Below are 9,992 nucleotides of genomic sequence, written 5' to 3' on the forward strand. Positions count from 1 at the left end.
TATGACAGATGCCCAAAGGTATTCCTTTCGGCCATCGCTCTAGCAGCTACCGTACTGTTCTGGCTGTAAATCAATGAGTCTGGAGCCTAGGCCATCGTGGAACCACGCACTGCTAAAGTAGGGCAAGGTGCATTCAACGAATTCTCGCGCGCGTGTTGATAGATTGTTGTTTGCTCAATTCGGAGGCGTGGATGTTGTATCCAGAAACTAGAAGAAATGCTGTTCCTCTGATGGCGGCACAAATCCTAACAATTGTGACTAGTGTCCTTCTCGTACTAAGGCGGAGATATCTCCGAGAATGACTTCGACTCTCTCTTCACGCAGTTTATAGAAGACCCAATTCTTGATCTTCTTGCTCTGCACGATCCCTGCTTCTTGCAGAACCTTCATGTGGTTCGTCACTGTTGGCTGCTTGAGCCCAATCTTCTCGGTTATGAAACCAACGCAGACGCCGTCATTGATGAGGTCGCCATCCACCTGAGGCGGGAAGTGGCTTTCGGGTTCAGCCAGCCAGTGAACGATACGAAGACGATTCTCATGGGCGAGTGCGCTGAGGCCTCGCGCTATTGACTCGTAGGAAGAAGGTGGATAGTCATTCATCTATATAGTTACTCCACTATGTAGGTTTATTATGTCGTCAGCATCGAGCAACTGCAACTACATCCATTGTGATGTCTTTGCGACGAGGCCCTACTCAGGCAACAGTCTTGCGGTGTTTATCAATAGCGAAGGGCTGAGCGGTCAACAGATGTTGACCATCACCCAAGAGATTCGCCACTTCGAGTCGATATTTCTGAATGAAAAAAATGGTCAGATATCGGCCCGTGTTTTCGACCTGTTCGAGGAACTTCCATTCGCCGGTCATCCGATAATCGGTGCGGCTTGCGCATTGCATAAGCAATCCGGATCGGATGCCGAGCGCGATTGGAAATTCGACATGAATGGTGGACGGACCGTGAGCGTGGCCTCAGAGCGCCGCGATGGCCGCTACTTTGCTACGTTGGATCAGGGATGCCCCGAGATGTTGGGCGTTGTAGATGCGAAACCGCTGTTTGCACGTGCTTTCAACCTGGACAAGTTGTCAGATCTTCCGCTGGAGGTCATTTCCACAGGACTGAAGTACCTTGTCGTCCCTGTTGAGCGCGGCCTAGAAGGGGCAAGCGTTACAGTATCAAACTTGGGGGACAAATTGCGCGAGGTCGGTGCGGACTTCGCATACCTCTTTGACATCAGAACCTTCGAGGGCCGGCATTGGAACAATGACGGGATCATGGAGGATGTTGCAACAGGAAGTGCAGCAGGTGTCGTGGGCGCCTATGCGATGAAGCACGGCCTCGTGCAATCAGGCAAGAGCTTCACTTTGAAACAGGGACACTTCATCGGCCGTCCCAGTGAAATCATCGTGACTGCCTATGGCACATCAAAGAATGTAGAGCGTGTCACCGTCGCAGGAGAGGTCGCCTTCGTCGGAAGCGGCGAGGTCATAGCCCCATGATCCCTTTCTATGGCCCCGATGACATTCGACCATACCTGAAAATCAAATCCCTGATTCCATCAGCAGAGACCGCTTTTCGCGCTATATCCGACAAAACAGCGCAAGCGCCGGTTTATGTTCTCCATCCCAATGATCTGGCGGATATCCACGTAAAGTCCGCAACGATTCCTGGCTGCCCGATCTTCACAGTAAAAATGGCAGGTTGGTCGCAAGTGCTAGCAGACCAGGACAAACCGGCATCAAGCGGTCTGATCGCCGTTTTTGACAGTGAAACGTGCAGACCACTTGCGATTTTGCAGGACAATCATCTGATCTCGGATTACCGAACAGCTGGGGCCGGGGCCTTAGTCGCGAAACTACTCGTACGAAAGGGTGCGTCCTCGGCGTTAATTGTCGGAACGGGAGTTCAAGCGCGACTGCAAGCCGAAGCGCTGATGATGGTACGTCCAGTCCAGCAGTTGAGGATCTGGGGCAGATCCGAATACAAGGTCCGGAACATCGCTCAGAAACTACAATCCAAGTTTCCACAAGCTGACATTCGCGCGACGGAAAATCTGCGCTCCTCTGTTGCTGGATCAGAGGTAATCGTGATGGCGACCGGTGCAAAGGAACCGGTGACCCGGAAGGACTGGATTAAACCGGGACATCACATCACGTCGGTTGGCTCGGATGACACAACAAAATGCGAAGTCGATCCAGCAATTCTCAAGAACGCTTGTGTTTTTGTTGACGCGATCGATTCCGCGGTCAGGTACGGCGCACCGAGCCGTGCGATCGCCGAGGGTTTGATCGATAGAAAACACTTGACCGAGATTGGCTCGCTGACCGGCCTGGTGCCGAAATCAAAAGGTAAAACAACAATAGCGTGCTTGTCAGGTTTGGGAATTCAGGACTTAACTGCCGTCAATACGTTTTGGAAAAAATTACGAGCAGTTTAAGGCAACAAAGAACGCAGTTTCATGTAGATATGCTGAGGTTTAGTACCGCTGGCGCGCTGATCGGGAGAAACCATGCGGAAAAACATAATACGCCCTGAGTTGTCGGTGATTGTATTTGGGGCGGTTATGCTAAATACGGTTCCAATTTGGGTCGGTAGTCTGGCTCGGGATCACGTACTCACCGACACTGCCTCGGGACTTCATGCAAGTTTGCTCTTGCTCTCCGCTGCCAGCACATGTGCTGGCTTCATACCTTTTCTGAATGAGCGGTTTTCAACGGTATTGGCGTTTCTCGCGCTAGTGACCCTCTCGGCCGGAGCCCACCTTTCTGTATTCGTGGCGACGGTAGCATGTGGGGCTCTTGGTCTGGCACTAGGCGCTCTCAGTCGGGGGGCACTTAGTTGCGTGTCCCAGGACCCACGACGGGTGCGTCAGTTGAGTGTCGCTCTGACTATCGGGCTTGGTTTGTCCCTTTGCGTCTACCTTGTTGAGCCGTTGCTTCGGGTTGGTCCATTTCCGGTTTTGACGGTTCTTGCAGTCATCCTCTTTGTGCCGCGATGTGAAGTTTCCAAATCGCGCCTGCCAATCCGATCCGAGATGGTTCTTTCCGGCACCACACTTCGAATGGTCCCGTTTTTCGTGATGATGGGGGCCTATTGGACGTTTCTGGAGCTTTTTGGACAAACCATCGGTTCGGCCGAGGCGATGTCATACTGGCTCTTGGGGAGTTTGGTAGCGAGCGCCGTTGGATCGTGGATCGCTGGAGTGGTTCCAGTGTTTGGGACAAGAATTGTGCGCGACGTGTCCTTGTTGGCGGCGGGGATTTCCGGCGCTGCAAGCTACGTGACATCCGACATGCTCGCACTGGGACTCATGATCCTTGCAAACGGTTTTGCGTTGTTTCTGTTCTTTCCGCTTTACCTTGGCCTGGCGGGCGCGCGGGCGACAGAGGCAATGGCAATTTACCTTTTGGGTTTTGCCTTCGGTGGCGTCGCAGGGGCGCTGATCATTTCGCTCGGAGGATACACTCTGCTTGCCGCGACTATTCTTGTTGCTGCGTTTGCGGCATTGTCACGATCGCCTTTTCGTCGGGAAGACTGACCATGAGCCCTGCCTTGCGCCATCCTTCAAAAGCCTTGTCGACCAATGGCCCTGTGAAATGATTAAAGACCATTTCTTCGGGAACGTGATCTTCGAAGTCCGGCAATATCCCCAGCAGTGCGTCGCGTGCGGCCTCCGCCTCTCTCAGATTGCCTAGTTCCGCGTGAAACCATGCGAGGTGTGCATGGTACCAGGGGAATCCGTCCATCGGGACTTTTTCGATCTCCAGAAGCGCGGCCTGCCAGAAATCGCCAAGGGCAAATCGCCAGGCATGGGCATAGTGATACCAGCCGGGGTGAATGGGGCTTAGGTCAATCGCTTGATCAAGCAAAGGAATTGCGCGGTCAAAATCACCCAAAAAGGCATGGCAATGCCCGATTTCGGCGAGGATATCGGCATGTCCCGGATTAAGTTTGAGGGCCGTGTCTGCGGACGCTCGAAAGCCCGGAAGATCGTGTGTGTGGAACTGGCAAAGCGCCAACACCATACGGGCGAACCCGCTTTGAGGATCGCAAGCGACCCCCCGCTGCGCTGCTGCCAAGGCCTGGTGTGGGGCGTCGATACCGGGACGTTCGTTCAGGTGATACCGCCGTTCTTCCAGCAGAACATGCGCATAGGCGGCCCAACCGTCGGACGAGCCTTGATCGACTTGTAGTAGCACCGGCAAAGTATTGCGAAGTTCCAAGTGTAGCTGCGGGTCGTAGGTTTTATAGAACTCATAGAACTTTGCGACCGCCGCGTAGACGTCCCAGGTTTTCGATTGCCCAGTGACCGCTCGCTGCCGGATGCGGTGGCCGAGATCACCGTGCTGGGACCCGACGCGACCGGCGGTCAACAGTCCAATCTCGTTCTGCAATTCAAAGATGTCCTGCGGCTGCGCGGTTCGGTCAAATTGCTCGATCAGGGCAATCTCACCCGAATAGGCGTCGCTGACTTGAATGGTCACCCGCAGTCGCTCAGAGGATCGGCGCAAACTGCCTTCCAGGATAAAATCGACGCCATAATATTCAGCAATACTTGCGTGATCCATCCGGTTTTCATGAATGTGCAGGCCGGTGAGTTGCGACAAGACGCGCAGATTACGGAACCGTGTCAGGTTTGAAGTGATTTCTTCGCTGAACCCGTCGGCGATTTGTTGGTCGTCTTCTTGCGCACTGAGGCTGCGAAAAGGCAAGACGATCATGCAGGGCAACTGCGATCGCGCATTCGCGCCACAGGCGATGGGTTTGGCGACTTCGGACAGCCGAAATCCGACCCCATGCACGGTCTTGATCACTCTTTGAACATTGCCTGAATCCCCGACGGCACGCCGTGCCTCTTTGATCGCCGTCGAGAGTGTTGCATCCGTGATGATACGCCCGTTCCAGACTTGCTCGATCAATTCGTCCTTGCTTACGATTTCTCCGCCCGCCGCGTGCAGCGCGCGCAATATACCGAGAGTTTGACGGGTAAGCGCCGCCGTGTGACCGCCCCTGAGGGTCGTCATCTGATCAAAGTCGATCTCGGTATCAGCGATCATGATTCTCATGGCCGGGCTAGAATCCTCTAACTTCTTACCGAATAAAAGCACGATCTCAGGAAATTCTCAGACTTCTCTCAAGCTCTGCGTGTCAACGCAGCGTAGGTCCACTCTCGACACCTTGTCGCGATTCAACGATGCGTTTTGGAGAGTAGACCATGAAATACCGCAGTGCTTTGCCGCAATTGAACGGTACTCAGATGATCACTGATGGCGGACTTGAGACGACCCTGATCTTTCACGAAGGCATCGATTTGCCGTTGTTCGCTGCCTTTACTGCGCTCGACACCGATAAAGGTGTGGCGACGATGGACGCCTATATGGAACGTCACGCACGGATCGCCCTTGCCGAGCAGCGTGGATTTCTAATGGACACGCCAACCTGGCGTGCCAGTGCCCGATGGGCGGCTGAACTTGGTGTATCGCATGACGAACTTCGCGCAGTGCATCGTGAAGCCGTTTGCGCGCTCAGGGCCTTGCGGGAACGGCTAGAGCAACCTGAAACGAGCCCATTCGTCATAAACGGGGTAATCGGCCCGCAAGATGATGGATACGCGCCCGCACGCCTGCTGACCGAGGATCAGGCGGAAGCCTACCACGGCGTTCAGATCGGCTGGTTCTATGAGTTTGGGGCGGACATGGTGTCTGCCATAACCGTGACCTACTCCGAAGAGGCCATCGGCATCGCCCGAGCGGCCAAGGCGAAGGCCATGCCGCTTGCAATCGCCTTTACTGTGGAAACCGACGGCAATCTTCCCTCCGGTGAGACGTTGAAGGATGCCATCGCGCGGGTTGATGCAGCAACGGACGCAGCACCGGCCTACTACATGATCAATTGTGCGCATCCAGATCACTTTGCGCATATCCTTCATGGGGCTTGGACGACACGCATCAGAGGAATCCGGGCGAACGCTTCGCGCCTGAGCCATGAAGAGCTCGACTCAGCTGAAACGCTTGATGATGGAGACCCAATTGAACTTGGCGCGCTCTATGCGGGCCTCGACGTCCTATTGCCCAACTTGACGGTAGTCGGTGGCTGCTGTGGCACTGATCATCGGCATATCGCGGCCATCTGCGAGGCGCTTGGTAAAGCGGACCACACAAAACCCAGTCTAAATCATTTTGAAGGAACACGACATGCCAGCTGACGCGAGCTTTACGACTTCATGGGCGTTGCCCCTTCGTCGGCGCGGGTGCTTATCGTCGGCCATTCTCGACCATTTTCGCAACGCTCTGCGAGCGCGTTGGCGTCAACGTCAGATGGGATCCTTGGTCGGCTATCTGGATGATCACCTGCGGTCTGACATCGGGTTGCCGCCGCAAGGTAGGCGGGAAATGCACAACCTAGATTTTCCGCGCCTCTGAAGAGCTCGCGTGGATCAAGAACGACCGACCGGTGCAGAAAACCGGACGGCGCCACAGGCGTTACGTGCGCCTATTTCCAACCTAAATCGCTATTTTCAAGGAGACTAAAATGAAACCGACTAACCTTCTGATCGCCACCGCGATCGCCCTTGCCCCCGGATTTGCAAATGCAGAGATGTTGTCTGCCTTTGACGTAGCAGAGGACCACACACGCATCTTCATGGCGGCCCAGCCCGTCCATGAAAACGGAATGCCCGCTCATGGCAATGCCTTTGTCAGCCAAGGTTACATCTACCCGGAAGGCACGCTTGCCGATGGGACGGTAGGCGTTCTCGAGGATGGCAGCCCAGCATTCCCGGATCTCGTTCTTGGCACATGGACTTGTGATGGGTACTTCGTCGGCGAAGGTGGGAATGCCACCACCGGTGTCTGGATCATCAGCCGTCAGACCTTTGCGTTCGACGACGGCGCAACGGTCGTCACCCAAGGCACCGAAATTGCAGATATCGGTCAGCCCAACCTGCGTCCGGTGACCGGGACAACCGGCGACTATGCGGGAATTGATGGTGGCCTGATCCAAACGACGCTGGGCTTCACCGATTTCTGGGGACTGAGTGCAACATATGCGTTCGAACAGCCTGTTGAGGCTGCGGCTGGCGCACAAGACGCAGCTTACGAAAAAGGAGACGAGCGACCGTTGCCCATCGACGAGCATGACCACCTGGAGTGGGATTCCGGTGTGCCGGTAGGACCAATCTCTGAAGCGCACTTTGCCCCGTCAACATAAACTTCGATCAGTTGGCGAGCCACTTACTGGCTCGCCCCTATCTCTCCTTTGAGGCTTAGAAATGAATATCCAGACACCTCCTCCTATTCGCAAGGCAGAACCTTCGGACGCTGAAAGCATGGCCAAGCTGATCAATCTTGCGGGTGAAGGCATCCCGAACTGGCTCTGGACCCGCGCCTGTGTCGAAGGGCAAACGCCCCTCGAGATCGGCATCGAACGAGCCAAGCGCAAGATCGGTGGGTTTTCCTACACGAATGCGTTGATCGCTGAGCCACATGGATATCCTGTTGGCATGGTGTTGAGCTACGCAATTACCGAAGTGCCAGGGGATAATCCTGATGATCTACCGGCACCGATAGCACCATTTGTTGCACTCGAAAAGCAGTCGGAGAACACATGGTTCATCAACGCCTTGGCCGTATTCGCCGAAGGACGGGACCAAGGCATTGGTACGCGATTGTTGGCGGCAGCCGAAGATCAGGGGCGCGCAAACGGATTCGAAAAGATGAGTATTCAGGTCTATGCGCAGAACACCGGAGCAGTGCGGCTTTATGAACGGCTAGGGTACGATCGCGTTGCAAGTGAACCCGTGCGTCTGCATCCAAGTCCGCCCTACTACACAGGCAATGTACTTCTGTTGATGAAATCCCTCACAGTCCACGTTGCGTGAAGCAGCAACGTTCCGAAGGAAACAACAATGACGTCCTATTGGTTCGTTCTTTCTGCGGCCGGTGCCAGCTTCACTTTGGGCAGCGTACTGCTCAAACAGTTTGCTGACACGGGTGCCGGTTTTGTCCTGCTGATCGCCATTGTCGTACTTGGGCTTGGCAATTTGGCCTATTTTCGACTGCTAGCGCACGGGCTTGGGCAAGGTGCAGTGATGTCCAGCATGAGTCAGGTCATCGCACTTTCTGTACTTGGCGTGCTTCTTTTTGGCGAGCGCCTTGGGTTGCCGCAATTGGCTGGATTGGGGCTGGCCATCGTCAGCATCTGGCTCTTTTCCCAACCGCGTTGAATTTTTGTAAGGTATCAAAAGTGATCAATCGACCTCAATCCCTCTTTGTATTTGCCGCGCTCGCTGGCGGCCTGTTGACCTCAGTTCTTGCTGCAGCATCTAGCGACGAAACGCAGAACGCTATTTCCCTTCCGTTGCCGTTGACGGACCAGGACTTTCTTTACGACGGTGCGCCCGAGCCATCCCTCGTGGAGCTCGGACGCAACCTCTTTTTTGATCCGATCCTGTCGGGCAATCGCAACATATCATGTGGTACCTGCCATGATCCCGCGTTCGGATCGGGCGACGGCTTGGCACTTGGCATCGGAGAAGGTGGCTCAGGAGCAGGACCACAGCGCGTGACCGTTGACCCGGTCACTGGGCGGGTGCCCCGCAACGCGCAGCCGCTTTGGAACATAGGCGCGCGAAGCTATGTCTCGCTGTTTCACGACGGGCGCGTCGAAGCGTTGAAACCAGCCGATCCCACAGGCGCCATCCGTAATCCCGCAGGGTCAGATTTACCCAAGGACCTAACCAGTCCTTTGGCGGCACAGGCGTTCTTCCCAGTGACTTCCCCGATTGAAATGGCCGGACAGTATGGCGAGAACCTGATCGCCGACGCCGCCCATCATGAAGATAGGCGACAGATCTGGGAAAACCTAGCGCAGAGGGTTGCGAGTATTGCTGAGTACCTAGAGATGATCCGCGCTGCATTTCCCGAGATCATGGATCCCGAGGATGTTGATTATTCTCATATCGCAGAAGCATTGGCGGCGTTCCAAACGACTGCGTTTCGATCTAATGAAAGCCCCTTCGATGCGGTTTTGCGAACCGAGAATTTGTCGCTGCTAACGCCGGATGCGCAAGCTGGTCTTAGACTTTTCTACGGCGCTGCCGGGTGCGCAAACTGCCATAGCGGCCCGTTGCTGACCGATCATCAGTTCCATGCCATCGCCGTCCCGCAAATCGGACCGGGCAAAGGGCATGGAGGAGATATGACTTATCTGCGAAAGACCGGTTTACCGGGGCGGACAGAAGATGAAGGCAGGTACCGAGTAACTGGTGATCCCGCAGATCTGTTTGCCTTTCGGACGCCATCCTTGCGCAATGTGTTTTTGACCGGACCGTGGGGCCACAGCGGCGCGTTTGCTTCGCTTGAAGACATGGTCCGGCACCATATTGATCCCAAGGAAAGCTTTGCCGACTTCGATCCCATGGATGTGTCTCTGCCAAATCTTGACCACGTGCAGCGCCTTGTTTCTCGTGGTTCGGCGCTTGAATTCGGACCACTAGAAGATACACGCCGTGATGCTTTCGATCTGCGGGACGGATGGGTGATGAGTTCACCCGCATTGCACGACCGTATTGTCGCGGCAAATTCATTGAGTCCTATTGTTTTGAAGGACGAGGAGATCAGCCAGCTCGTCGCGTTTCTTGGTAGCCTGACCGATCCATCTGCCCTCGACCGGGCTGAGATAATCCCGCCCGATCTGCCGTCCGGGTTGCAACCGCAACCACAGGTTCAAATGCACGGAATTCGACACTAAACCGTCTGGCAGTTCTGAGCGGCATGTCACATTTGGGCCTGCCGCTCAGCTTTTGGTTCCGCTCTAAGAAGTCATTAATCCAAGTTCGCCACGCGAGCTGCCTGTGCGACAAGGTGGGTCACGTGAAACCCAATGCCCTGAGCTCACTATGCTGCGGGTCTTGTCAGAAGAACTTTGGTTGAGCGGGGCAGGGGTGTTGCGTAGCTTTTTCCTATGACCAGACCTGCCTCTTTCAAGTACTTCAAA

10 protein-coding genes are annotated in these 9,992 nt (G+C 55.0%); 8 read left to right on the top strand and 2 right to left on the bottom strand.

Features of this window, described 5'->3' with window-relative positions:
• Nucleotides 1–258: 258 nt before the first annotated feature.
• Entirely contained in the window at nucleotides 259–600 is a 342-nt protein-coding gene (locus tag ACR0JE_RS19380; protein ID WP_480865320.1) for an ArsR/SmtB family transcription factor, read from the bottom strand.
• A 31-nt stretch (nucleotides 601–631) separates the two neighbouring features.
• Here ACR0JE_RS19380 and ACR0JE_RS19385 point away from each other — a divergent pair, with 31 nt between their 5' ends.
• The 3 genes from ACR0JE_RS19385 (at nucleotide 632) to ACR0JE_RS19395 (ending at nucleotide 3,534) form a co-directional block, all read left to right on the top strand.
• The gene (locus tag ACR0JE_RS19385; protein WP_480865321.1) at nucleotides 632–1,495 is read left to right on the top strand and encodes a PhzF family phenazine biosynthesis protein; all 864 of its coding nucleotides are present in this window, start codon (nucleotides 632–634) and stop codon (nucleotides 1,493–1,495) included.
• Nucleotides 1,492–2,433: an ornithine cyclodeaminase family protein gene (locus ACR0JE_RS19390; RefSeq protein ID WP_480865323.1), complete on the top strand. Its 942-nt coding sequence runs from the start codon at nucleotides 1,492–1,494 to the stop codon at nucleotides 2,431–2,433. Before ACR0JE_RS19385 ends, ACR0JE_RS19390 begins: the two co-directional genes overlap by 4 nt.
• 405 nt (nucleotides 2,434–2,838) lie before the next feature.
• Nucleotides 2,839–3,534, top strand: coding sequence for an MFS transporter (locus ACR0JE_RS19395; protein ID WP_480865324.1), 696 nt, complete (start codon nucleotides 2,839–2,841; stop codon nucleotides 3,532–3,534).
• Here ACR0JE_RS19395 and ACR0JE_RS19400 read toward each other — a convergent pair.
• The gene (locus ACR0JE_RS19400; protein WP_480865325.1) at nucleotides 3,476–5,062 is read right to left on the bottom strand and encodes a winged helix-turn-helix domain-containing protein; all 1,587 of its coding nucleotides are present in this window, start codon (nucleotides 5,060–5,062) and stop codon (nucleotides 3,476–3,478) included. The genes ACR0JE_RS19395 and ACR0JE_RS19400 overlap by 59 nt on opposite strands.
• 149 nt (nucleotides 5,063–5,211) lie before the next feature.
• Between ACR0JE_RS19400 and ACR0JE_RS19405 the strand changes: the two genes are divergently transcribed.
• The 5 genes from ACR0JE_RS19405 (at nucleotide 5,212) to ACR0JE_RS19425 (ending at nucleotide 9,746) form a co-directional block, all read left to right on the top strand.
• Nucleotides 5,212–6,201, top strand: a complete 990-nt coding sequence (locus ACR0JE_RS19405) for a homocysteine S-methyltransferase family protein (RefSeq protein ID WP_480865326.1) — start codon at nucleotides 5,212–5,214, stop codon at nucleotides 6,199–6,201.
• Between the two features lie 326 nt (nucleotides 6,202–6,527).
• Entirely contained in the window at nucleotides 6,528–7,205 is a 678-nt protein-coding gene (locus ACR0JE_RS19410; RefSeq protein WP_480865328.1) for a hypothetical protein, read from the top strand.
• Between the two features lie 61 nt (nucleotides 7,206–7,266).
• A complete protein-coding gene (locus tag ACR0JE_RS19415; RefSeq protein WP_480865329.1) occupies nucleotides 7,267–7,875 on the top strand; it encodes a GNAT family N-acetyltransferase in 609 nt (202 codons plus the stop codon).
• 27 nt (nucleotides 7,876–7,902) lie between these two features.
• The gene (locus ACR0JE_RS19420; RefSeq protein WP_480865331.1) at nucleotides 7,903–8,220 is read left to right on the top strand and encodes a hypothetical protein; all 318 of its coding nucleotides are present in this window, start codon (nucleotides 7,903–7,905) and stop codon (nucleotides 8,218–8,220) included.
• A 20-nt stretch (nucleotides 8,221–8,240) separates the two neighbouring features.
• The gene (locus ACR0JE_RS19425) at nucleotides 8,241–9,746 is read left to right on the top strand and encodes a cytochrome-c peroxidase (RefSeq protein WP_480865333.1); all 1,506 of its coding nucleotides are present in this window, start codon (nucleotides 8,241–8,243) and stop codon (nucleotides 9,744–9,746) included.
• The last annotated feature ends 246 nt before the right edge of the window (nucleotides 9,747–9,992 follow it).

Source organism: Ruegeria sp. H3, from assembly GCF_056533095.1.

Excerpts from the sequence above, each read along its gene's own strand:
- ACR0JE_RS19385 (WP_480865321.1), top strand. The coding sequence starts at position 632 with ATGTCGTCAGCATCGAGCAACTGCAACTACATCCATTGTGATGTCTTT.
- ACR0JE_RS19420 (WP_480865331.1), top strand. The coding sequence starts at position 7,903 with ATGACGTCCTATTGGTTCGTTCTTTCTGCGGCCGGTGCCAGCTTCACT.
- ACR0JE_RS19380 (WP_480865320.1), bottom strand. The coding sequence starts at position 600 with ATGAATGACTATCCACCTTCTTCCTACGAGTCAATAGCGCGAGGCCTC.
- ACR0JE_RS19390 (WP_480865323.1), top strand. The coding sequence starts at position 1,492 with ATGATCCCTTTCTATGGCCCCGATGACATTCGACCATACCTGAAAATC.
- ACR0JE_RS19400 (WP_480865325.1), bottom strand. The coding sequence starts at position 5,062 with ATGAGAATCATGATCGCTGATACCGAGATCGACTTTGATCAGATGACG.
- ACR0JE_RS19405 (WP_480865326.1), top strand. The coding sequence starts at position 5,212 with ATGAAATACCGCAGTGCTTTGCCGCAATTGAACGGTACTCAGATGATC.
- ACR0JE_RS19415 (WP_480865329.1), top strand. The coding sequence starts at position 7,267 with ATGAATATCCAGACACCTCCTCCTATTCGCAAGGCAGAACCTTCGGAC.
- ACR0JE_RS19410 (WP_480865328.1), top strand. The coding sequence starts at position 6,528 with ATGAAACCGACTAACCTTCTGATCGCCACCGCGATCGCCCTTGCCCCC.